At 73.9% G+C, this 22,047-nt stretch carries 24 protein-coding genes; 9 read left to right on the top strand and 15 right to left on the bottom strand.

The features are described from left to right. Nucleotides 1-25: 25 nt before the first annotated feature. From ACI78T_RS08830 to ACI78T_RS08820, 3 genes are all read right to left on the bottom strand, one after another. Nucleotides 26-796 carry a response regulator gene (locus tag ACI78T_RS08830; RefSeq protein ID WP_456557716.1) on the bottom strand — a complete coding sequence of 257 codons (771 nt, stop codon included), beginning with the start codon at nt 794-796 and terminating at the stop codon, nt 26-28. A gap of 129 nt (nt 797-925) precedes the next feature. Then, nucleotides 926-1,795, bottom strand: a complete 870-nt coding sequence (locus tag ACI78T_RS08825) for an ABC transporter permease (RefSeq protein ID WP_456557715.1) — start codon at nt 1,793-1,795, stop codon at nt 926-928. Nucleotide 1,796: 1 nt separating this feature from the next. After that, nucleotides 1,797-2,789, bottom strand: a complete 993-nt coding sequence (locus ACI78T_RS08820; protein ID WP_456557714.1) for an ATP-binding cassette domain-containing protein — start codon at nt 2,787-2,789, stop codon at nt 1,797-1,799. Nucleotides 2,790-2,826: 37 nt separating this feature from the next. Here ACI78T_RS08820 and ACI78T_RS08815 point away from each other — a divergent pair, with 37 nt between their 5' ends. Then, on the top strand, nt 2,827-3,507 hold the full coding sequence (locus tag ACI78T_RS08815; protein ID WP_456557713.1) for a TetR/AcrR family transcriptional regulator C-terminal domain-containing protein: 681 nt from the start codon (nt 2,827-2,829) through the stop codon (nt 3,505-3,507). Nucleotides 3,508-3,548: 41 nt separating this feature from the next. Further along, nucleotides 3,549-4,028 (top strand): pyridoxamine 5'-phosphate oxidase family protein, encoded by a 480-nt coding sequence (locus ACI78T_RS08810; protein ID WP_456557712.1) that lies wholly within the window; start codon nt 3,549-3,551, stop codon nt 4,026-4,028. Here the strand turns inward: ACI78T_RS08810 and ACI78T_RS08805 are convergent. The 4 genes from ACI78T_RS08805 to mftA all read right to left on the bottom strand — a co-directional run bounded on the left by ACI78T_RS08805 (nt 4,025) and on the right by mftA (nt 7,596). Beyond that, nucleotides 4,025-5,911: a putative bifunctional diguanylate cyclase/phosphodiesterase gene (locus ACI78T_RS08805; RefSeq protein ID WP_456557711.1), complete on the bottom strand. Its 1,887-nt coding sequence runs from the start codon at nt 5,909-5,911 to the stop codon at nt 4,025-4,027. The genes ACI78T_RS08810 and ACI78T_RS08805 overlap by 4 nt on opposite strands. A 70-nt stretch (nt 5,912-5,981) precedes the next feature. Next, nucleotides 5,982-7,196 carry a mycofactocin radical SAM maturase gene (gene mftC / locus ACI78T_RS08800; protein WP_456557710.1) on the bottom strand — a complete coding sequence of 405 codons (1,215 nt, stop codon included), beginning with the start codon at nt 7,194-7,196 and terminating at the stop codon, nt 5,982-5,984. Further along, nucleotides 7,193-7,474, bottom strand: a complete 282-nt coding sequence (gene mftB, locus ACI78T_RS08795) for a mycofactocin biosynthesis chaperone MftB (RefSeq protein ID WP_456557709.1) — start codon at nt 7,472-7,474, stop codon at nt 7,193-7,195. Before mftB ends, mftC begins: the two co-directional genes overlap by 4 nt. Before the next feature lie 5 nt (nt 7,475-7,479). After that, nucleotides 7,480-7,596 carry a mycofactocin precursor MftA gene (mftA, locus tag ACI78T_RS08790; protein WP_456557708.1) on the bottom strand — a complete coding sequence of 39 codons (117 nt, stop codon included), beginning with the start codon at nt 7,594-7,596 and terminating at the stop codon, nt 7,480-7,482. Between the two features lie 80 nt (nt 7,597-7,676). On the opposite strand from mftA, the gene mftR reads away from it, so the two are divergent. Together mftR and mftD are read left to right on the top strand one after the other, a co-directional pair. Continuing rightward, on the top strand, nt 7,677-8,264 hold the full coding sequence (mftR, locus tag ACI78T_RS08785; RefSeq protein WP_456557707.1) for a mycofactocin system transcriptional regulator: 588 nt from the start codon (nt 7,677-7,679) through the stop codon (nt 8,262-8,264). A 92-nt stretch (nt 8,265-8,356) separates the two neighbouring features. After that, nucleotides 8,357-9,589, top strand: a complete 1,233-nt coding sequence (mftD, locus tag ACI78T_RS08780; protein ID WP_456557706.1) for a pre-mycofactocin synthase MftD — start codon at nt 8,357-8,359, stop codon at nt 9,587-9,589. Between the two features lie 52 nt (nt 9,590-9,641). Here the strand turns inward: mftD and ACI78T_RS08775 are convergent, their stop codons facing one another. Beyond that, nucleotides 9,642-11,081, bottom strand: coding sequence for a bifunctional 3-(3-hydroxy-phenyl)propionate/3-hydroxycinnamic acid hydroxylase (locus ACI78T_RS08775; RefSeq protein ID WP_456557705.1), 1,440 nt, complete (start codon nt 11,079-11,081; stop codon nt 9,642-9,644). A 170-nt stretch (nt 11,082-11,251) separates the two neighbouring features. Between ACI78T_RS08775 and ACI78T_RS08770 the strand changes: the two genes are divergently transcribed. Then, nucleotides 11,252-12,376, top strand: a complete 1,125-nt coding sequence (locus ACI78T_RS08770; protein WP_456557704.1) for an NDMA-dependent alcohol dehydrogenase — start codon at nt 11,252-11,254, stop codon at nt 12,374-12,376. A gap of 21 nt (nt 12,377-12,397) precedes the next feature. Here the strand turns inward: ACI78T_RS08770 and ACI78T_RS08765 are convergent, their stop codons facing one another. The 5 genes from ACI78T_RS08765 to ACI78T_RS08745 all read right to left on the bottom strand — a co-directional run bounded on the left by ACI78T_RS08765 (nt 12,398) and on the right by ACI78T_RS08745 (nt 17,107). Then, nucleotides 12,398-12,970 (bottom strand): MOSC domain-containing protein, encoded by a 573-nt coding sequence (locus ACI78T_RS08765; protein WP_456557703.1) that lies wholly within the window; start codon nt 12,968-12,970, stop codon nt 12,398-12,400. 8 nt (nt 12,971-12,978) lie between these two features. Continuing rightward, a complete protein-coding gene (locus ACI78T_RS08760; RefSeq protein WP_456557702.1) occupies nt 12,979-14,100 on the bottom strand; it encodes an XdhC family protein in 1,122 nt (373 codons plus the stop codon). Between the two features lie 41 nt (nt 14,101-14,141). Further along, nucleotides 14,142-15,257 carry a vWA domain-containing protein gene (locus ACI78T_RS08755; RefSeq protein ID WP_456557701.1) on the bottom strand — a complete coding sequence of 372 codons (1,116 nt, stop codon included), beginning with the start codon at nt 15,255-15,257 and terminating at the stop codon, nt 14,142-14,144. Beyond that, nucleotides 15,250-16,164, bottom strand: coding sequence for an AAA family ATPase (locus tag ACI78T_RS08750; RefSeq protein WP_456557700.1), 915 nt, complete (start codon nt 16,162-16,164; stop codon nt 15,250-15,252). Before ACI78T_RS08750 ends, ACI78T_RS08755 begins: the two co-directional genes overlap by 8 nt. Before the next feature lie 115 nt (nt 16,165-16,279). Then, a complete protein-coding gene (locus ACI78T_RS08745; protein ID WP_456557744.1) occupies nt 16,280-17,107 on the bottom strand; it encodes a DUF2382 domain-containing protein in 828 nt (275 codons plus the stop codon). Nucleotides 17,108-17,451: 344 nt separating this feature from the next. Between ACI78T_RS08745 and ACI78T_RS08740 the strand changes: the two genes are divergently transcribed. The 4 genes from ACI78T_RS08740 (at nt 17,452) to ACI78T_RS08725 (ending at nt 19,828) form a co-directional block, all read left to right on the top strand. After that, a complete protein-coding gene (locus ACI78T_RS08740; RefSeq protein ID WP_456557699.1) occupies nt 17,452-18,261 on the top strand; it encodes a DUF3097 domain-containing protein in 810 nt (269 codons plus the stop codon). A gap of 66 nt (nt 18,262-18,327) precedes the next feature. Next, nucleotides 18,328-18,492: a hypothetical protein gene (locus ACI78T_RS08735; protein WP_456557698.1), complete on the top strand. Its 165-nt coding sequence runs from the start codon at nt 18,328-18,330 to the stop codon at nt 18,490-18,492. Nucleotides 18,493-18,564: 72 nt separating this feature from the next. Beyond that, entirely contained in the window at nt 18,565-19,446 is an 882-nt protein-coding gene (locus ACI78T_RS08730) for a hypothetical protein (protein ID WP_456557697.1), read from the top strand. 4 nt (nt 19,447-19,450) lie between these two features. Then, entirely contained in the window at nt 19,451-19,828 is a 378-nt protein-coding gene (locus ACI78T_RS08725; RefSeq protein ID WP_456557696.1) for a GntR family transcriptional regulator, read from the top strand. Here ACI78T_RS08725 and ACI78T_RS08720 read toward each other — a convergent pair whose 3' ends face one another. Beyond that, entirely contained in the window at nt 19,829-20,668 is an 840-nt protein-coding gene (locus ACI78T_RS08720; RefSeq protein WP_456557695.1) for an aldo/keto reductase, read from the bottom strand. A gap of 69 nt (nt 20,669-20,737) precedes the next feature. After that, nucleotides 20,738-21,997: an MFS transporter gene (locus ACI78T_RS08715; protein WP_456557694.1), complete on the bottom strand. Its 1,260-nt coding sequence runs from the start codon at nt 21,995-21,997 to the stop codon at nt 20,738-20,740. Nucleotides 21,998-22,047: the final 50 nt, after the last annotated feature.

Genomic DNA, 22,047 nt, shown 5'->3' with positions numbered 1-22,047 from the left:
GCACCCTAGGCGGCACGGGGACCTGTCAAGGAGCCGGCGAGGGCTCGTCCTCGACGAGCGCGTCCTCCTCCAGCTCCTCGGCGAGCCGGGTGAACACCTCGCAGAACCGCGCCACCTGGTCGGCGATCACCCGCACCTGCTCCACGGCGTCGGCGACGTCGCCGTCGTGCCCGCGCTCCTCGAGCGCGCGGCAGGCAGCGGCCAGCGTGTCGGCCCCGAGGGTCGCGGCGGCACCGGCGAGCCGGTGGGCCGCGGCCTCGAGACCCGTCGCGTCCGCGCGTCGGGCGGCCCCCTCGAGTCCGGCGAGGGCGGCCGGTGCGGTCACGACGAACGTGCGCAGCAGCCGCGCCGTCAGGGCCCGCTCCGCCTCCTCCCCGACCCCGGCGACATCGCCGAGACGGCGGCGGACGACGTCCTCGAGCTCGATCCCGTTCACCCCGGTCGCGGTGTCGATCGCCCGGGCCAGGTCGGCGAGCGTGCACGGCTTGGCGAGGAAGGTCGCACCGAGGGACCGACCGGCGTCGACGTCACCGGGCAGTGCCCGGCCGCTCAGGAAGACCACCGGGAGGTCGGCGAAGGACGGGTGTGCCCGCAGCGTGCCGGCCAGCCCGAGGCCGCTGCCGCCCGGCATGAACATGTCGGTGACGACGACGTCGGGTGTGAAGACGCCGTCCAGCACGGCCGTCGCCTCCTCTGCCGAGGATGCCGCACGGACCCGGTACCCCGCCCAGGTCAGCTGCCGCTCCAGCAGCACGCGGGTGGTGTCCTCGTCCTCGACCACGAGCACCTTGGCCATGCAGTCCTCCTCGTCCCCGGCGGCCGGCCTCGGGCCCGCCGTCCCCGGCGTTATCGGCAGGCAGGGCCACCGACGGGCAGCGTCACCGGCAGGAAGGGACCCCGGCCGGCGGGGTGCCGGGCCGGCCGGTCACTCCGTCGTCCGGAAGACCCGGGCGGCGAGGCTGACCAGGCCCAGGGTGATGACGGCGACGGTGAGCAGCTGCACGCCGACCGGCACCTCCCAGCCGAACCAGGTCATCACGGGCAGCAGGCGCTCCTGCTCGGTGGCCGTGAGCGACAGCGAGTCCAGCGTGAAGTGCCGCATCGGCTGGACCACGTAGGTCAGCGGGTTCAGCCGGGTGAGCACGGCGAGCCAGTCCGGCAGGCCCGAGATCGGGAACAGCGACCCGGACAGGAACATCATCGGCATGATCAGCAGCTGGCTGATCGGCATGGCCGCCTGGATGGTCTTGATCCGCGTCGACAGCAGCACGCCCAGCGCGGTCAGCAGCAGCGCCCCGAGGAACAGGCAGCCGATCAGCTGGGCGATGAGCACCGGCGAGTAGGGGATGCCGACCGTGCCGAGAAGGGCGAGCAGCACCAGGCTCTGCAGGGTTGCCACGATCGCTCCGCCGAGGCACTTGCCCCAGATGATCGAGCCGCGGGAGATCGGCGCGACCATCATCTCGCGCAGGAAGCCGAACTCCCGGTCCCAGACCAGCGAGATACCGGCGAAGGCCGCGGTGAACAGCACCGACGTGGCCAGGACGCCGGGGTACAGGAACGTCCGGAAGTCGGTGCCGCCGCCGGTGTCGACGATGCTGCCGAGCCCGGTGCCCATCACGAAGATGAACAGCACCGGCTGCAGCAGCATGGTCACCATGCGGGCCTTGTCCTGCTTGAGGCGCAGCAGCTCGCGGCGGGTCACCACCCAGGTGGCCCGCAGCTGGTGGGACATGTCGCTGCGGACCTCGGGCAGGACGTCGATCGGCCCGGCGTCGTCGCGCGTGGTGGTCATCTCATCGCCTCCCGGCGAACGGGTTGACGGAGCCCTGAGGACCCTCGGAGTCACGGATCGTGCGGCCGGTGTAGGTCATGAAGACGTCATCGAGGCTCGGCCTGGTCACCGTGACCGACCGGATGTGGACGCCGAGCTCGGTGAACAGGCGGGGGACGACCTGCGCCCCCTCGGGGACGGCGAGCGTCACCTGCCCCTCGTGCACGCCGGCCTCGACGCCGAGCCGTTCCCGGATGCGGGCGATCGCCAGCTCGTCGTCGTCGGTGCGCAGCGCGATCCGGTCGGTGCCGATGCTGGACTTGAGCGCCTCGGGGGTGTCCTCGACGACGATCTCGCCGTTGTCCATGATCGCGATCCGGTCGCAGTGCTCGGCCTCGTCCATGTAGTGGGTGGTGACGAAGACGGTGATCTCGGTGCGCTGCCGCAGGTCGTGCAGGTAGTCCCAGATCGCCGCCCGGGTCTGCGGGTCGAGACCGATCGTCGGTTCGTCGAGGAACAGCACCTGCGGCGCGTGGACCAGGCCGCGGGCGATCTCCAGCCGGCGCTTCATGCCGCCGGAGAACTTCATGACCGTGTCGGAACGGCGGTCGGCGAGGGCGACCATCTCGAGCACCTCGTCGATCCGGCGTTCGGCGTCGGCGCGGCTCAGCCCGTACAGGTCGGCGTGGAAGCGGAGGTTCTGCTCGGCGCTCAGCTGCAGGTCCAGCGTCTGCTGCTGGAACACCAGGCCGATCCGGCGGCGCACCTGGTCCCGCTGGGAGACGACGTCGAAGCCGGCGACCCGAGCGCTACCGGCCGTCGGGTTCCGGATCGTGCAGAGCATCTCGATGGTCGTGGACTTGCCGGCACCGTTCGGGCCGAGGAAGCCGTAGGTCTGCCCCGCCTCCACGCGCAGATCGATCCCCCGGACGGCCTCGACGACGTGGTCCCCGGACTTGTAGGTCTTCGTGAGGCCGACGACCTCGATCGCCGGCCCTCTAACGGTGTTAGACACGGGCGACAGACTCCTCTAACACCGTTAGAGTGTCAAGGTGGTTTCCGGGCCGGACGTCGAGCGCGCGCCGCTCACGCGCGCGGCGATCGTCGACGCGGCCCTGGCCCTGCTGGCCGAGGGCGGCCTGGAGGCGGTGTCCTTCCGGCGGATCGCCAAGGCGCTGGGCGTCGCGGGTCCCACGCTCTACTGGCACGTCGAGAACAAGCGGCAGCTCATGGACCTCATGGCGGAGGAGCTCGTCCGCCGCACCGGGCGGAGCTACGCGGGTCCCGAACCCGGGCAGCCGTGGTGGGAGTGGCTCCGCGACGACGCCCGCCGCATGTTCGGCGCGCTGATCGCCACCCGTGACGCCCCCCGGGTGCTGGCCGGCAACCGCCCGAGCCCGGAGAGCTTCGAGGGGATCGAGCGGGTGCTCGCCGCCCTGGTCGACGCCGGGCTCACCCCGGGCCAGGCGCAGAAGACGTTGTTCGCGATCGGCGCGTACGTCATCGGCAGCGCCACCGAGTGGCAGGCGGAGGCCGAGCGGGAGAGCACCCAGCCGCTGCCCGACCCGGGCGACGAGGAGCTCAACGCGTTGCGGGCGAAGGCGCTGGTCCAGCAGCCGGTCCTCCTGGCCGCCATCAGCGAGCTGCTCGAGCAACCTTACGCGGAGGCCTTCGAGTTCGGCCTCGACCTGCTGGTCGACGGGCTGCGCTCGCGCTTCGCGCCGGACGGCTGACGACGGGTGTGCGCGGCCCGGTCGTGGGCAATGGGACTGCCATGAGCGACGACCAGACGCGCAAGGTGGCCGAACTGCTGAAGGGTGAGCGCTTCGGCTTCCTCACCACGATCACCGTCGACGGCCGGCTGACCAGCCGGCCGATGACGCTGCAGGAGGTGGAGTTCGACGGCGACCTGTGGTTCTTCGCCGAGCGCGACTCCAACCCGGTGCAGCACATCACCGCCTCGCCGGAGGTGAACGTGGGCGTCGGCTCGGGCGGCACCTGGGTCTCGCTGACCGGCGACGCGGTCGTCGTGGAGGATGCGGCGAAGAAGCGGGAGCTGTGGAACTCCGCCGTCGAGGCGTGGTTCCCCCAGGGGCCGGACGACAGCAGCGTCGTCCTGATCAAGGTGCGGGCCGACTCCGCGGAGTACTGGGACAGCCCCGGCGGCCGGCTGGCCACCGCCTTCAGCTTCGTGAAGGCCAAGGTCACCGGCGAGCGGATCGACGCAGGCGAGAACGAGAAGGTCGACCTCTAGGCGGACGGGGCGCCCTGCAGCCGCTCGACGGCGGGGGCGCCTGGCTGCGCCGGGATGCGGACGGCGCCCGCGCCCAGGCGGGCACCGGCCCGCTCGGCCGGCTCCGGCTTGGCGAACAGGTAGCCCTGCGCCGAGCCGCAGGCCAGGTCGGCCAGCGCGCGCCGCTGCCCCTCGGTCTCGACGCCCTCGGCGACGACGTCGAGGCCCAGGGTGCGGGCCAGCTCGACCATCGACGTGATCAGCGTGACCGCCGACCGGCCGTGCGGCAGGTCCATGACGAAGCTGCGGTCGATCTTGATGATGTCCGCGGGCAGGTGGCGCAGGTAGGACAGCCCGGAGAAGCCGGTCCCGAAGTCGTCGATGGCGATGCGGATGCCGAGCGCCCGCAGGGCCTCCAGCTGGGCGACCACGGTGTCGACGTCCCGGACCAGGACGCCCTCGGTGACCTCGAGGGTCAGCTGCGCCGCGGGGAAGCCGGTGTCCTCGAGCGCCGCGACGACGTCGGCCGTCACGTCGCCGTCCTGGAACTGGCGGGGCGAGAGGTTGACGGCCATGCGCAGCGGCGTGCCGGTCTCGGCCGTCCAGGCGGCGCCCTGGCGGAGCGCCTCGCGCAGCACCCACCGCCCGATGCCGGTGATCGCGCCGGTCTCCTCGGCGAGCGGGATGAACTCGACCGGCGGGACCAGGCCGCGTTCCGGGTGGTTCCAGCGGACCAGCGCCTCGAAGCCGGTGGTGCGGCCGTCGGTCAGGCGGACCGTCGGCTGGTAGTGGACCTCCAGCTGGCCGGCGTCCGCGGCGACGGCGAGGTCCTGGGCCAGGCCGGCCCGGCGGCGGGCGGCCTCGGCCATGCCGTCGGCGTACACGACGAGCCGGTTCTTGCCCTGCGCCTTCGCCAGGTACATGGCGAGGTCGGCGTTGCGCAGCAGCGCGTCGGCGGTGCGGTCGGTCGAGTCCGTGGAGGCTGCGACGCCCACGCTGGCGTGCACGGTGACCGGCCCCTCGGCCAACGGCACCGGTACCGACAGCGCGACGAGCGCACGCTCGCCGACGGCGCGGGCCACGTCGGGACCGCCGCTGACGACCACGGCGAACTCGTCACCGCCGATGCGCGCGACGACGTCCCCCGGGCGCACGCAGCCCCGGAGACGCTCGGCCAGGACCAGCAGCAGCTCGTCGCCGGCGGCGTGGCCGCGGCTGTCGTTGACGTCCTTGAAGTCGTCGAGGTCGATGAACAGCACGCTGACCGCGCCGCCCCGGTCGAGCAGGCGGTGGGTGATCTCCTCGAGCAGCGTGCGGTTGGCCAGGCCGGTGAGCGGATCGCTGAGGACCTGGTCCTCGTTGAGCCGCCAGGCTGCCAGGTGCGCGATGCTCGCGGCGAGCACGAAGGCCGCGTGGATCCCGGCCCACAGCCACGGGTCGTGCTGCGCGTCGTGGCTGAAGACGGCGTGCGGGTACAGGGTGCCGAAGACGCCGTGGTGCACGGTGACGACGACCAGCGCGATGCCGTACGGGACCCAGTCCTGGTACAGCGAGACGACGCCGATCATCACGAAGAAGACGAAGTGCGACTCGGTGACGCCGCTCCACAGGTGGACGAGCGCTACCGAGGCGGCCATGAGGCTGATCGTGGTGGCCGCCGCGCGGAGCTTGCGGCCGAGCTGCGGGAGCGCGGCCGGGACGACCGGGCCCGCGACCGCGGCGAGGACGGCCACGGCGGCCGGCTGACCCGCGCCCTGGAACCAGGCGAAGATCACCAGGAGCCCGGCCGAGGCCAGGCACAGCCGCATGATGACGCCGTGGCGGCGTTCCCAGACCGCCTCGGGCAGCAGGCGACCCTCGGGCAGCAGGCGGACGGCGCGGTCCCGCAGGCGGAGGAGGATCACCGTCCCCGCATCGGCCGTTGCGCCCCCCGGCTGGAGGAATTTCGCGCCGGGTGCCCCTTTCGGGGTGGGATCAGCGCAGGTCGAGCCCCGCCAGCGGCGACTCGTCGCAGATCTTGCTCGGGATCGAGGGGATGCCCAGGAGCGTCGGCTGACCGCGGACCGGCCCGGTGTGGGAGTGGTCGATGTGGCTGCGCGGGGTGGCCAGCTCGGCGTCCCGCGCGGCCAGCGCCGTCTCGCCGTAGCCCTGGACGCACTCGGGGTCGGGACCGTCCAGCGGCAGACCGGTGAAGAACTTCGCGGCCATGCAGCCGCCGCGGCAGGCGTCGAAGTGGGCGCACTTCGTGCAGGCGCCACCGGTCTGCGGGCTGCGCAGCTCGGCGAACAGGTCCGACGACTGCCAGACCCGCTGGAAGCCGCCCTCGTCGCGGACGTTGCCGGCCAGGAAGTTCTCGTGGATCGCGAACGGGCAGGCGTAGACGTCGCCGACCGGGTCGATCAGGCAGACCACCCGGCCCGCCCCGCACAGGTTCAGCCCCGGCAGGGACTCCCCCAGCGCCGACAGGTGGAAGAACGAGTCACCGGTGAGCACCCGGTCGCCGTTGGCGAGCAGCCAGGCGTAGAGCTCGCGCTGCTGCTGCTGGGTGGGGTGCAGCCGGTCCCAGACGTCGGCACCGCGCCCCGACGGCCGGAACCGGGTGATCCGCAGCTGCGCGCCGTAGCGGTCGGTGAGGGCCGTGAACTCGTCGAGCTGGCCGGCGTTCTCGCGGGTGACGACGACGGAGACCTTGAAGTCCTTCATCCCGGCCTCGGCCAGGTTCTCCAGGGCGCGGGTCGCGGTGGCGAAGGAGCCCGTGCCGCGGACGGCGTCGTTCACCTCCGCCGTGGCGCCGTCCAGGGAGATCTGGACGTCGACGTAGTCGGTGCGGGCCAGCTGCTCGGCACGGGCCCGGTCCAGCTTGATGCCGTTGGTGGAGAACTTGACGCCGACGTCGTGGCCGATGGCGTAGTCGAGCAGGTGCCAGAAGTCGGGCCGGACCGTCGGCTCCCCGCCGCCCACGTTGACGTAGAAGACCTGCATCCGCTGCAGCTCGTCGATGACCGCCTCCGCCTCGGCGGTGGACAGCTCCCGCGGATCCCGCCGTCCCGACGAGGACAGGCAGTGCACGCACGCCAGGTTGCAGGCGTAGGTGAGCTCCCACGTGAGGCAGATCGGGGCGTCGAGCCCGTACTCGAACTGGTCGACCAGCCTCCCGCCGACGGGGCGTGCGGGGACGACGGCGGTCATGCGCGAACCTCGATCATCTGGGAGCGGGCCAGGTCGGCGAGCGCCTTGACGTAGGCGGCCCGCTGCGCGTCGGTCACGCCGCAGGCGGTGAGCGCCTCCGCGGCGGTGGGGTGGTCGGCCAGCGCCTCGACGACGGCGACCAGCAGCTTCGACTTCAGGAAGGAGAGCTTCCGGTTGCCGAAGTGGTAGACCAGCGCGCCGAACGGCTCGGGCCGCAGGGCGACCGACCGGGCCTTCCGCCAGGGCAGGTCGACGTCGAAGCCGACCGCGGTGGTCACCGGGCTCAGTAGACGCCGCACATGCCGTCGATGGAGACCTCCTCGACGAGGGACTCCTCGACCAGCTCCTCCTCCGCCGCCGGAGCGGGGACCGTATCGACGTCGGTGTTCGTCTCGGGCATGGCGGCCTCCGGGCGGTGCGTGCGGGTGCGGTGTCGCGGACGTTAGTGACACCGGGTGCCACTGGCAACACAATGCCCGCGTGACGGGGACGAGGACGGCGCCGGCCGAGACCACGCGGCTGCGCGTCGAGCGCGCCGCCCTCGACCTGTTCGCCGCCCGAGGCTTCGAGAACGTGATCAGCGACGAGGTCGCCGACGCCGCCGGGATCAGCCGCCGGACGTTCTTCCGCTACTACCCGACGAAGGCCGACGCCGTCTGGGGCGACTTCGCCGGGCACGTCGCCCGGCTGGAGGCGCTCCTGGCGGCCACCCCGCCGGCGCAGCCGGTGCTCGCTGCGGTCTGCGCCGCCTACGTCGAGGTCAACGACTACCCGGAGGCCGAGCTACCGCTCCTGCGGAGGCGGATGCGGCTGATCCTGGGCGAGCCGGCGCTCCTGGCGCACTCGGAGCTGCGCTACGCCGACGTCGACCGGGCGGTCGCCCGGTACGTCGGGGGGCGGACCGGCTCACCGGCGACCGCGCTCGTCCCCCGGCTGGTGGCGACCTGCACCCGCGCGGCCGCGATCACCGCCTTCGAGGTCTGGCTGGCCGACGAGCACTCCTCCCTGGCCGCGCACCTGCACTGGGCGTTCGAGGAGATGGCCGCCGGGTTCCCGGGCCTGCGCTGAACCGGCCCCGGTGTGGTGCCCGTCTCCTGCCCGGCCGCTAGCCTGGCACTCAGTGCCAACGGCCGGGCGGCCGGTCGGCGAGGAGGTCAACGATGGCTAACCCCTGGTTCGAGTCGGTCGCCGAGGCGCAGCGCCGGGCGAAGAAGCGGCTGCCCAAGGGCGTCTACGGCGCGCTGGTCGCGGGCTCCGAGCGGGGGCTGACGCTCGAGGACAACCTGGCCGCGTTCGCCGAGCTCGGCTTCGCGCCGCACACCGCGGGCCTCGCCAACGAGCGGAACCTGGGCGTCACCGTCATGGGCCAGCCGCTCTCGATGCCGGTGCTGATCAGCCCGACCGGCGTGCAGGCGGTCCACCCGGACGGCGAGGTGGCGGTCGCCCGCGCCGCGGCCGCCCGTGGCATCGCCATGGGGCTCTCGTCCTTCGCCAGCAAGCCCGTCGAGGAGGTCACCGCGGCCAACCCGCAGACCTTCTTCCAGATGTACTGGGTGGGCACGCGCGACGAGATGCTCGCCCGCATGGACCGCGCGAAGAAGGCCGGCGCGGTCGGCTTGATCGCGACCCTCGACTGGTCGTTCGCCTACGGCCGCGACTGGGGCAGCCCGTTCATCCCGGAGAAGATCGACTTCGAGGCGGCCCGCCGGTACGCCCCGCAGGTGCTCCTGCGCCCGCGCTGGCTGTGGGACTTCGCGAGGACGAAGAAGCTGCCCGACCTCACCGTGCCGAACATGGTGGCCACCCCGGGCGAGCCGGCGCCGACCTTCTTCGGCGCCTACGGCATGTGGATGAACTCCCCCATGCCGACGTGGGAGGACGTCGCCTGGCTGCGGGAGCAGTGGGACGGCCCGTTCATGCTCAAGGGCGTCATGCGGGTGGACGACGCCAAGCGCGCCGTCGACGCCGGCGTCACGGCGATCTCGGTGTCCAACCACGGCGGCAACAACCTGGACGGGACGCCGGCCTCGATCCGCGCCCTCCCGTCGGTCGCCGACGCGGTGGGCGACCAGATCGAGGTGCTCCTGGACGGCGGCATCCGGCGCGGCGGCGACGTCGCGAAGGCCCTCGCCCTGGGTGCCAAGGCCGTGATGATCGGCCGCGCCTACCTGTGGGGCCTCGCCGCCAACGGCCAGGCGGGCGTGGAGAACGTGCTCGACCTGCTGCGCGACGGGCTCGGCTCGGCGATGGTGGGCCTGGGCCGCCCGTCGGTCGGCGAGCTCAGCCGCGACGACCTGGTGATCCCGCCGGGCTTCGAGCGCCAGCTCGGCCAGGCCGCCGTCGACACCGCTCTGCAGCCGGTCAACCCGGCCCGCCGCCGCCGCGAGGCCTGACCCCGCGCACCACTGTGCGCTGATCCACCTCATCGGCACGCCATGGGGTGGATCAGCGCACAACGGCGGCTGAGGCCACGATGCGGTCCGGGCGGATCCGGACGGTCGCGCCCCGCAGCCACGTGCGCAGCCGGCCGCTGGGATCCGTGACCTGGACCTCCGTGCCGTCGTCGCGGCGCAGGACGAGGTCCGCCGTCAGCTCCGCCCAGCCGCCGCCCAGCACGTCGTCCAGCCGGCACGGCCGCCCGTCGACGAGCACCTCCGGCTGCGGCACCAGCGACCCGGCCAGCCGGCGGCCGGCCCGGCCGCTGCGTTCGACGAGCGGACCGGGCCGCAGGGGCGGGGTGCGGCTGTCGGTGGCGAGCGCGGCCACGGCAGGGATTCGGCGCAGCACGGCCAGCACCCCGCGCCGGACGACGTCCCCGCCGCGCCCGCCGCCGGTCATGAGCGCCCCGAGCAGCTGGGCGACCCGGATGAGCGCCCTCGCGTGCGGCTCCCGCTCGGCCTGGTAGCTGTCGAGCAGGTCGTCGTCCGCCTCGCCGGCGAGGACGGCGGCCAGCTTCCAGGCGAGCTGGTGCACGTCACGCAACCCGAGGCCCAGCCCCTGACCGACGAACGGTGGGGACAGGTGCGCGGCGTCCCCCGCCAGCAGCACCCGCCCGGCGCGCCACCGGTCGGCGACCTGGGCCCGGAACGTGTACTCGACCGCACGCACGATCTCGACGTCGCCCGGGTCGACCGGGCGGAGCAGCTCGGCGAGCCGTTCCGGCGTCGTCGCGTCCGCGACCGTCTCGCCCGCCGCGAGGCGGCACTCCCAGCGGTACCGGTCCCCCGTCACCGGCATGAACGTGGCGGGGTGCCGCGAGTCGCAGACCTGGTGCGCACCCGGCCACACGGGGAGCTCGGCCGGCGAGACCACGTCCAGCACCAGCCACCGGTCGGGCCGGCCGAGGTCGCGCATGGAAGCACCGATCAGCTCGCGGACCGTGCTGTTGGCGCCGTCGCACCCCAGCACCGCCGCGGCGCGGACGGACCGGTCCGCCCCGGCGCCCCTCCCGCGCGCGACCACCGTGACGCCGTCGTCGTCCTGGGTGAGGCCGGTGACCTCGACCCCGCGCTCGACGGGGATGCCTGCCGCGGCGACGGCGCCGGCCAGCACCGCCTCCAGGTCGGGCTGGTGGACCAGCGAGCCCTGCGGCCAGCCGTGGACCCCGGCGTCCGGGTGCCGGGCGAACTCCGCGAGCACGCGGTGCGACCCGTCCAGCAGCCGGAGCCCGGCCATCGGCCGGCTGCGGGCCAGGACGTCGTCGGCCACGCCGGCCGCCTGCAGGACGCGGAAGACCTCGTCGTCCAGGTGCACGGCCCGCGGCAGCGGATAGGGCTCGCGGTGCCGCTCGAGCACGACGACGGGCACCCCCCGCCGGGCGAGCAGCAGCGCCGCCGTCAGCCCGACGGGCCCGGCGCCGACCACGACCACGGGAGCGCCGGACACGCCGTCAGTCTCGCCGACCGCTGCACGACGTTGCAGCCCACCACGGAACCGAACAGTCAGGGTTGACGGGCGATGCGCGCCGTCAGCAGAGTGTGACCCACGGCACGGTACCCCCTGGTACCGCGCCGCTCTGTCTTGCCAACGGCGGCACATCGGCGGAAGGAAACGGCGTGAAGACCAAGGGCGCGATCCTGTGGGGCGTGGGCGAGGAGTGGTCGGTCGAGGAGATCGAGGTCGGCGACCCGGTGCACGGCGAGGTGACCGTCCAACTGGCGGCCTCCGGCCTCTGCCACTCCGACGAGCACCTCGTCACCGGCGCCACCCCGGTGAACTTCCCCTCCCTGGGCGGGCACGAGGGCTCGGGCGTCGTCACCAAGGTCGGCCCGGGCGTGGCCAACCTCAAGGAGGGCGACCACGTCGTCACCGCCTTCATCCCGGCCTGCGGGCAGTGCCCGCCGTGCGCCAAGGGGATGCAGAACCTCTGCGACCTCGGCGCCTTCCTCCTCGGCGGCACCGCGATCGCCGACGGCACGCACCGCGTGACCGCCCGGGGTCAGGGCGTCTCGCCCATGTGCCTGCTCGGCACGTTCTCCCCGTACATCACCGTCCACCAGGCGTCGGTCGTGAAGATCGACGAGAACGTCCCCCTCGACGTGGCGGCGCTCGTCGGCTGCGGCGTCACCACCGGCTGGGGCTCGGCGACCAAGGTGGCCGCGGTCCGCCCCGGGGAGACCGTCGTCGTCATGGGCGTGGGCGGGGTCGGCATGAACGCCGTCCAGGGCGCCGCCGCCGCCGGTGCCCGGCACGTCGTCGTGGTGGAGCCGGTCGCGCACAAGCGCGACTGGGCGAAGAACTACGGCGCCACGCACTCCTTCGCCACGGCCGAGGAGGCCACGGCCGCCGTCAACGAGCTCACCTGGGGGCGGATGGCCGACAAGACGATCATCGCCGTCGGCGACATCCAGGGCGAGGACATCCAGGCCGCGCTCAGCCTGACCGGCAAGGGCGGCCGCGCCGTCGTCACCGGCATGGGGAACTACGCCAACGTCGACGTGAAGCTGAGCCTGTTCGAGCTCACGCTGCTGCAGAAGGACCTGCAGGGCGCCATCTTCGGCGGGCTCAGCCCCCGCGCGGCCATCCCCGAGCTGCTCGCGCTCTACCAGGGCGGCCAGCTCAAGCTCGACGAGCTCGTGACCAACCGGTACGCCCTCGAGGACATCAACAAGGGCTACCAGGACATGCGGGACGGCGAGAACATCCGCGGGATGATCGTCTACGGCGACAGCGACCGCTGACGTCCTGGCCGGCCGGGTGCCTCAGGCGCCCGGCCGGCCCCGGACCGCCGGCTTCACCGCGTCCCCGGCCCTCGCCGGGTCCAGCGGGACGGCGCTGCGGAGGACGGCCGGCCCCACCCTCAGGACGCCGTCCGACAGCGGCGCGCAGCGGATGCCGCCCCGCCCGCGCATCCCCCGGTGGGCGCCGGCGGTCAGGACGGCGTCCAGCCAGGCGCAGGGGTTGGCCGGCCGGCCGCCCTGCAGCAGCACCTCCCCCTCGCCGCAGTCGAGCGAGAACAGCTGCCCACGCAGCGCCTCCACCTCGGCGCCCCGCAGCACGACGTTGCGCCGGGCGAGCAACGGGTCGAGCGGCCCGGAGCCGAGTTCCGCGGCCAGCGCCTCCACGGACTCGGCCGCCAGCACCGTCACCGAGGCGTCCCGGTGGGCGGGCTTGCCGGCGTAGCGGTCGCCGACGATGCCGAAGCCCGCGCGGACCCTGATGCGCTCGCGCCGGTCCGCGGACTGCTCGGGGACGGTTCCGCCCGGCCGCCCGTCGTAGCGGTGCTCCGGCGAGGCGAGCAGCCCGACGACGTGGACGTCGTAGCGGTGCGGCACGTCGGGCGTCAGCGCTCGGCCGTCCGGTGGATGGGGCCCTCGGTCCCGGCCAGCCGCTCCCCCGTGCCGCCCCAGCGCCCGGCGATGATCTCCGCCGCGATCGAGATTGCCGTCTCCTCCGGCGTGCGCGCCCCCAGGTCCAGGCCGATGGGCGAGGACAGCCGGGCCATCTCCGCCTCCGACAGCCCGGCCTCCGCCAGCCGCTCCAGCCGCTCGTCGTGCGTGCGCCGCGACCCCATCGCCCCGACGTAGGCGACCGGGATCCGCAGTGCGACCTCGAGCAGCGGGACGTCGAACTTCGGGTCGTGGGTGAGCACGCAGAGGACCGTGCGCTCGTCGATCCGTCCCGCGTCCACCTCGGCCTGCAGGTAGCGGTGCGGCCACTCCACGACGACCTCGTGCGCGTCGGGGAACCGCTTCGCCGTCGCGAACACCGGCCGGGCGTCGCAGACGGTCACCCGGTAGCCGAGGAAGGCGCCCACCCGCGCGACGGCGGCCGCGAAGTCGATGGCACCGAAGACGACCATCCGCGCCGGGGGTGCGAACGAGTTCACGAACAGGGTCAGGTCGTCGCCGCGGCGCTCGCCGTCGTGGCCGACGTGCAGGAGACCCGTGCGGCCCGCCGCCAGCATGCCGCGGGCGTCGGCGGCCACCGCGTCGTCCAGGCGCTGGAGGCCGAGCGTCCCCGACTCGCGGTCGGGCCAGAGGACCAGCCGCCGGCCCAGCCGGTCGTCCGGGCCCTTCACCACGGTGACGACGGCGACCGGCTCGTGCCGATCCACCGACTCGGCGACCTCGCCCAGTTCCGGGAACGACTCGCGGGAGACCGGCTCGACGAAGACGTCGAGGATGCCGCCGCACGTCAGCCCGACGGCGAACGCGTCGTCGTCGCTCACGCCGTAGCGCTCGAGGGTCGGGACGCCGGTCTCGACGGCGTCCTTGGCCTCTTCGTAGACCGCGCCCTCGACGCAGCCGCCGGAGACGCTGCCCACCGCCGTGCCGTCCGGGCCGACCAGCATCGAGGCACCCGCGGGTCGCGGCGCGGAGCGCCAGGTGGCGACCACCGTGCCCATGCCGACGGTCTCCCCCGCCTGCCACCAGCCGACCAGCTCGTCGAGCACGTCACGCATCGGAGGGCTCCTTCCTCCCGGAACGTTCCACGTGCAACGTCTCACGCACGCTGGATCACTCCCGTCAGCTCCTCGAAGGCGGCCATGCTGTGGCCGGACACGAAGTGGTCGACCGACGGCAGCGCCGCCTGCATCCCACCGGTCAGCGGCTCGTAGCCGGCGCGCCCCTTGTGCGGGTTCACCCAGACGACCGCGTGCGCCAGCCGCCGCAGCCGCACCATCTGCGCGGCCAGCAGGTCGGTGCCGCCCCGCTCCCAGCCGTCGCTGCACAGGACGACGACCGCGCCCCGAGCGGTGCCGCGCTGCCCCCACCGGTCCAGGAACGCCTTGAGCACCTCGCCGAGCCGCGTGCCGCCCGACCAGTCGGGGATCGCCGAGCCGCTGGCGGCCAGCGCGCGGTCGGGGTCGCGCAGCCGCATCTCGCGGGTGACGCGGGTCAGCCGGGTGCCGATGGTGAAGACCTCGGTGGTCGCCGGCCGGGCGCGGACGGCGGCGTGCGCGAACCGCAGGAGGGCGTCGGCGTAGGGCGCCATCGAGCCCGAGACGTCGACGAGCAGGACGACGCGACGCGGGCGGGCCTGCCGGCGGTGGTGCGCCAGCCGGGTGACCTCGCCGCCGCTGCGCAGCGCCCGGCGGACCGTCCGACCCGGGTGGACCGGGCCCTGGGCGCTCGGCCGCCGACGGCGGGACGGGCGCATCGGCGTCGCCGGGGCCATGAGGGCGAACAGCCGGCGCAGGTGCTCGCGCTCGGCCGGGGTCAGCTCGGCGACGTCGCGGTGGCGCAGCACCTCCTCGCCGCTGGCCTGGACGGCGAGGTCCGGTGCCTCGGCGTCGTCCGCGCCGTCCGCCCGGCCCGGCTCCAGCGGCGCCGCCGCCGTCAGGTGGACCTCGGGGCGGGCGTTCGGCCGGGGGATCCGCGGTCGCTCGCCCGCGAAGTACGCGGAGAAGGCGGCGTCGTAGCGGTCGAGGTCGTCCGGGCCGGCGCAGAGGGTCAGCCGCCCGGCCCAGTAGACGGCGCCTGGGTCGAGGACGTCGAGCGAGCCCAGCGCCACGAGCATCGACTCGACGCGGTCGGGCGAGGCCGCCACGCCGGCGTGCCGCAGCGTCCGCGCGAAGCCGAGCACCGTGTCGACGACGTCCCGCCCCCCGTCAGCCACCGAAGAGCGCCCCCCTCGCCATGGCCTGCACCCGCTCGGTGTCCTCCCGGTACTTGAGCACCGCGCCGAGCGTGCGGGCGGCCAGGTCTGGGTCCAGATCGCGGGCGCCGAGGGTGTGCAGCGCCGTGGCCCAGTCCATCGACTCGGCGATGCCCGGCGGCTTGAGCAGGTCCAGGGTGCGCAGCTTCGCCGTCGCGCGGGCGACCTCGCGGGCCAGCTGCTCGGTCACCTGCGGCAGCCGGCGGCGCAGGATCGCCACCTCGCGGTCGAATTCGGGGTGCTGCAGCCAGTGGTACAGGCAGCGCCGCTTGAGCGCGTCGTGCACCTCGCGGGTCCGGTTGGAGGTGAGGACGACGAGCGGCGGCGTCGCGGCGCGCACGGTGCCGAGCTCCGGGATGGAGATCGTGAAGTCGGAGAGCACCTCGAGCAGGAACGCCTCGAACTCGTCGTCGGCGCGGTCGACCTCGTCGACCAGCAGCACGCTCGGCGAGTCCTCCAGGGCCTGCAGCAGCGGCCGGGCGAGCAGGAAGCGCCGGTCGTAGAGCGAGGCCTCCAGCGACGCTGTGTCCTGCGTGGCGTGCGCGGCTTCGGCGGCCCGCAGGTGCAGCAGCTGGCGGCCGAAGTCCCAGTCGTAGAGCGCCTGGCTGGCCTCGAGACCCTCGTAGCACTGCAGCCGGTAGACAGGCCGGCCGGTGACCTGGGCGAGCGCCTGGGCAAGCGCGGTCTTGCCGACGCCGGCCTCGCCCTCGAGGAAGAGCGGGCGGTGCATGACCAGCGCCAGGTAGGCCGCCGTCGCCAGGCCCTCGTCGGGGAGGTAGCCGGTGGCCTCCAGCGCGGCCGCGAGGTCCTGCGGGCCGGCGAAACCGGTGGGCTCGACGGCGCCGGGCGCGACGGTGGGCTCGCTCACGGCTGTGAGCATCCCACCTGCACGGACGACGGCGGCCGGTCGAGTCTGGTCCTCGACCGGCCGCCGCCGTCAACGGGCCCCGTCGCGGGGCCGGGTTGGTTCAGATGGGGTGCGGTCAGATGCGGTCGCCGCGGTCCCGGGCGGTGCCGTCGGCGTCGAGCTCGACCTCTTCCTTGCGGAGGCCCTCGCTCACCTGCGTCTGCTCGGTGACCGTCTCCTTGTCCAGGCGCACGCGCTCGACCGGGACGGCCTCCTTCTCGACGACCGGGGTCTCGGCGTGCAGGACGACCTCGTGCTCCTCCTCGGAGATGGCCGGCCCGTCCATGGCCTTGCCGACGTTGGCGTCGGTGATGGGCTCGCGCTCGAGGCGGACCTCCTCGCGCGACACCGGGACGGTCTCCGTGACGTTCTCGGTGACGACGTACTTGCGCAGGCGGGCGCGGCCGACCTCCTGCGAGCGGGTGCCGACGTTCAGCCGCTCCTCCGACAGCGTCATGGCGTCGTCGGTGGTCGGGCCCGAGGTGTCGTGGCCGACGGTCCCGCGGGCGTCGGTCGTGTCGGTCATGCCGCCGGCCATCCCGGTGCCGGCCATGCCGGTCGTCGACTCGGTGGTCGTCGTCTGGGTGGTGCCGGTGCCCAGGCCGTAGTAGCGGTAGAGCTCCTGCTCCTCCTGCGGGGAGAGGTGCCCGTCGGTGTCGATCTTCGGGGCGTCCTTGACGCGCTCCTTGCTCACGGGTACGCGGACGCCGTCGTCGGTCAGGTTGGCGTCGCGGATCGGGACGAACGACTCCTTCGTGCCGAACAGGCCGGTGCGCACGGTGACCCACTCGGGCTGACCGGTCTCGTCGTCGAGGTAGACCTCCGCGGCCGAGCCGATCTTCTCTCCGGACTCGTCGTAGACGTCCTGGCCGATCACGCGGCTGATGGTGTCGGTGCCGATCATCGTGGTGGTGCTCCCATCCATTGCTCGGGGGTGGCGCGGTCGCTCGAATGGGTGACCGGCACCACGAGGGCGAAACGATCTCGTCCGTCCGACACGCGCGACCCCGGGGGAGATCCGACCCCGACTTCCCGCGACCCGGCGGCACGGCAACCGGGTGGCGGGGTGACATCCGCGCAGGTCGGACGCGCAATCCGGTTGTGGGCCACAGGGGCCGTGGGCGGTCCGACAAGGAGCGCAGCAACCCGATCACGCTCCGCTACTTCCCGGGCCGCCGGGCGTGTCCGCGGATGCCGCACCGGCGCGTCCTCCGCGGCCGGAGCGGGTCCCGTGCTCAGCATGGAGGGATGCCACCCCGCTCGCCGTACGACAACCTCGTCCACCCGCGCACCGTCAAGAAGCCGGCACCCCAGGTCGAGGCCGAGAAGGATCTCGTCGTCGAGGACCCGAGCTCGGGGTTCGTGGGCGCGGTGGTGCGCTGCGAGAAGGACGTCGTCCATCTCGAGGACCGCTTCGGCCGGGTGAAGGGCTACCCGCTCGGTCCCGGTTTCTGGGTCGACGGCCGGCCGGTCGTGCTCGTGCGCCCGAAGCACGCGGCGCCGTCCGGGCCGCTGCGCAGCGCGTCGGGCTCGCTGTACGTGGAGAACGCCCGTGCCCGGGTGGCGCGGGCCGGGCGCATCTACGTGGAGGGCAAGCACGACGCCGAGCTGGTCGAGAAGGTGTGGGGCCACGACCTGCGCATCGAGGGCGTCGTCGTGGAGCCGCTGCACGGTGTCGACGACCTCCCGGCGATCGTGCGCGACTTCCGGCCGGCCCGGGGACGTCGTCTCGGCGTCCTCGTGGACCACCTGGTGACGGGCTCGAAGGAGTCCCGCATCGCCGAGCAGATCACCGGCGAGCACGCGCTGGTCGTGGGGCACCCGTTCATCGACATCTGGCAGGCGGTCAAGCCCCAGGTCGTCGGCATCAAGGCCTGGCCGTCCGTGCCCAAGGGCGAGGACTGGAAGACCGGCGTCTGCCGGCGGCTGGGCTGGGAGGACGACACGGGGTACGTCTGGGCGCAGCGGATCCTGGCCCGCGTCACGAGCTTCACCGACCTCGAGCCGGCGCTGCTCGGCCGGGTCGAGGAGCTCATCGACTTCGTGACGACGGATTAGCCCGCCGGCATCGAGGGAACTGCCGGAGAGGACATCCGAGCACGGGGGCACGAGAAGGCGAGACCCATGAGACCCCCGACGCACGACGATCCGAACGCCATCCCCCGCAACGGCACCGAGGTGCCGTGGGTGGAGATCCCCGACCCGCACGGCGGCGACCGGCGCGCCGCGTCCCGCCAGGAGAGGCGGCCCGGCACAGCGGGGCAGGCACGGCGCGCCACCGGTCGCTGAGGGGGCTTGCGCCCCGGCCTCGCCGCTGCCATTGTCTCAATCTCTTGAGTCAATGGAGCAGTGGAGGTCGTCATGGGGTTGCTCCCGCTGGGGTTGCTCCTCGCCGGGGCCGTCACGCTCGCGGTGGGCACGGCCGTCGCCCGCCGCTCACCACCCAGCCGGGAGACGTCGGTCGCCGCCGCCCGCGCGCACGCGAGGAACGCGTCGGGTGCGGCCCTGCTGCTCGGCGCGATGGCCGCCCTCTACGTCGGCACCACCCGGCTCGGGGACAGCTCGCCCGGCGGCCTGGGCGTCACCGCCCTCCTGGTGCCGATCGCCTTCGGCGTCGTGCACACGGCCGTCCTGGCGCTCGGTGAGCTGACCTGGCCCCGCCCGCAGGGCGAGGTCCGGCGGGCGCGCCTCGTCCGCCGCGGCCTGCTCGACCAGGCGGCTCCCTGGCTGGTGCGCACCGGTGGGCCGGCCGTCGGGCTGGTCGTCCTGGTCCTGCTCGGCGGGGGGCTGATCGCCGAGGACGACGGCCGCAGCGTCAGCAGCGGGACCGACCTGGTTCGCGCGACCGCGAGCCCCTTCCCCGGCGCGTTCTACGGCGTCCCGGCCGGGCTCGGCCTGCTCCTCCTGGGCGCGCTGACGGTGGCCGCGCTGTGGATCGTCGCCGACCGCCCGGCCGTGGCCACGGCGGACGACGCGATCGAGACCGCCCTGCGCCGCGCCTCGGTGCACCGGGTGCTGCGCGTGGCGGTGGGGGTGACCCTCGTCGTCGCCGGTGGCCTGCTGTTCGTGGCCGGACGGGCCTGGCACTCGCTGGCCACCAGCAGCCTCGACTCCGGGCTGCTCGAGGCGGCCGGCGCGGCCACCTCCCTGGTCGGGGGGGCGGCCCTCCTGGCGGGCGTCGTGGTCGCCTGCATCCGCGCTCCCGGCGTGCCCGCCGACGCCCCTCCCGTCCGGGCCGGCTGATCCGGTGCCGCTCGACATCACCGTCGACGTGCAGGCGGCGACGCCGCCGTACGAGCAGATCCGCCGCCAGATCGCCGCGTACGTCGAGGGCGGCCTGCTCGACGACGGAGCCCGGCTGCCGACCATGCGGGCGCTGGCCGCCGACCTGGGTGTCGCCACCGGGACCGTGGGCCGGGCCTACGCCGAGCTCGAGGCGGCCGGCCTGGTCGCCAGCCGCCGGCGCACCGGCACGGTCGTCACCCGGCCCGCGCACCGCCCGGTGGAGGACGAGGTCCGGCGGACCGCGACGCGGCTCGCCGCCCAGGCCCGGGACGCGGGCCTGGACGGCGAGACGGTGCTGGCCATCGTGCGCGCGGCCCTGCTGCGGGCCGGCGCCGCCTGATCAGCGCGGGACGTAGTCGAACGTGTCGGGGTCGGGCCCGGTCCGCTCGCCGCGGTCGAGCCCGGTCAGGGTCGCCATGTCCTCCGTGCCGAGCTCGAAGTCGAACAGCGCGAAGTTCTGCTCGATGCGCTCCCGCGTCACCGACTTCGGGAAGACGACGTCGCCGCGCTGCACGTGCCAGCGCAGCACGACCTGGGCCGGCGTGCGACCCACGCGCTCGGCGATCGCGGTGATCGCCGGGTCGTCGAGCACCTTGCCCTGCGCGATGGGGGACCAGGCCTCGGTGACGATCTCGTGGTCGGCGTCGAAGGCCCGGACGTCGTCCTGCGCCAGGTAGGGGTGCACCTCGATCTGGTTGACCGCCGGACGGATCTCGGTCTCCGCGAACAGCCGCCGCAGGTGGTGCGGGTTGAAGTTGGAGACGCCGATCGCGCGGCACCGCCCGCTGGCGTAGATCTCCTCCATCGCCTTCCAGGTCTCGACGTAGTCGACGTCGATGGTGGGCAGCGGCCAGTGGATCAGGAACAGGTCCAGCTGGTCGAACTTGAGATCGGCCAGCGTCTGGTCGAAGGCGCGCAGGGCGTCGTCGCGGCGGTGGAAGCCGTTGTTCAGCTTGCTGGTCACGAAGATCTCGGAGCGGTCGATGCCCGAGCGGGCGACGGCCTCGCCGACGCCCTTCTCGTTGCCGTACATCTCGGCGGTGTCGATGTGCCGGTAGCCGACCTCGAGCGCGGTGCTGACGACGTCGGCGGTGTCCTCGGGCGGCACCTGGTAGACGCCGAAGCCGAGCTGCGGGATCTCGACGCCGTTGTTGAGGGTGATCGTGGGCACGGATGCCACAGGGAGTCCTTCCGATCGGGGAGAGGCGCCGCGCCGCAGGGAGAGCGCACGGCCTACCAATCGGTGCCGCTACCCCGCCGGGGCGTGATCGACCCGTGCGGTTCCGTCCTGCGGAACCGGGAGGGCCGGATCAGGACGGCGCAGCAGCGGCGCGCCCGCCAGGGCGAGCAGCCCGGCGAGGCCGCCGGCCAGCGCCGGGACGGCGAACGCCGTCTCCGCACCCCACGCGTCCACCGCCGCGCCGGCCAGCGCCGAGCCCGCGGTGACACCGACGGTGAGGCCGGTGATCGTCCAGGCCAGCGACTCGGTCAGCCCGCCCGGCGTCACCCGCGACTCGACCAGCGAGGTCCCGGAGACCAGCACCGGCGCGATGGTGAGGCCCGCCAGGAAACCGCAGCCGACGAGCACCGGCAGCGACCCCACGCCCCACAGCAGCTGGGCGGCCAGGCCGAAGGCGACGCCGGTGACGACGAAGCGCGCGGCCAGCGTCCCGGGCAGCGCCACGAGGCCGTAGACCAGGCCGGCCACCAGGCTCCCGAAGGCGAAGACGGCCAGGGCGAGGCCGGAGAACGCCTGCGCCCCCTCCGCCTCGGCGAAGCCCACGACCACCACGTCGATCGCGCCGAACACGGCGCCCACCGCCAGGTAGGTGACGACGACGACCAGCAGCGTGGGGGTGAGCACCGACCGGCGCCGCTTCGGCCCCGAGGGGTCGGCCACGTGCAGCGGCGGCTCGGTGTCCCGCTGGCCCGCGAGCCAGAGCCCGCCGACCACGCCGAGCACGATCCCGGTGAGGAAGCCCACCGGAGGCGCGATCAGGGTCGCGAGCAGCGTGACCAGCGGCGGTCCCAGGACGAAGACGACCTCGTCGGCCACCGCCTCGAACGCGAAAGCGGTCTGCCGGCCCTGCGGGTCGAGCAGCGCCGACCACCGGGCCCGCACCAGCGAGCCGATGTTCGGGCTGCTGAACCCGGTCGCGGCCGCGAGCAGGAACCAGCTCCACCGCGGGCCGCCCGCCACGACGGCGGCGACGAAGGCGGTCCCGGTCAGCAGGAACGCCGCCATGGCGAGCCGCAGGACCGTGGCCTGGCCGCGCCGGTCCATGGCGCGCGCCCACACCGGGCCGGCCACCGCGAAGGACAGGGCCAGCGTGCCCGAGACGGCGCCCGCCAGGCCGTAGCTGCCGGTCTCCCCCTCCACGAGGAGGACGGCGCCCAGGCCCAGCATCGGGGCGGGGAAGCGGCCCACCCAGCCGGCGAAGGAGAAGCGGGCGGCGCCGGGAACGGCGAACAGGCGGGTGTAGGGGCCCAGGAGGGTTCGGGGTGACACGGGTTCTTCTCGCGCTTCCTGGCCACGGGCGAGTGCGGGTGATTCGTCCG

Source organism: Blastococcus sp. SYSU D00922, assembly GCF_054050495.1.
This window is presented reverse-complemented; position numbering and strand designations above follow the sequence as displayed.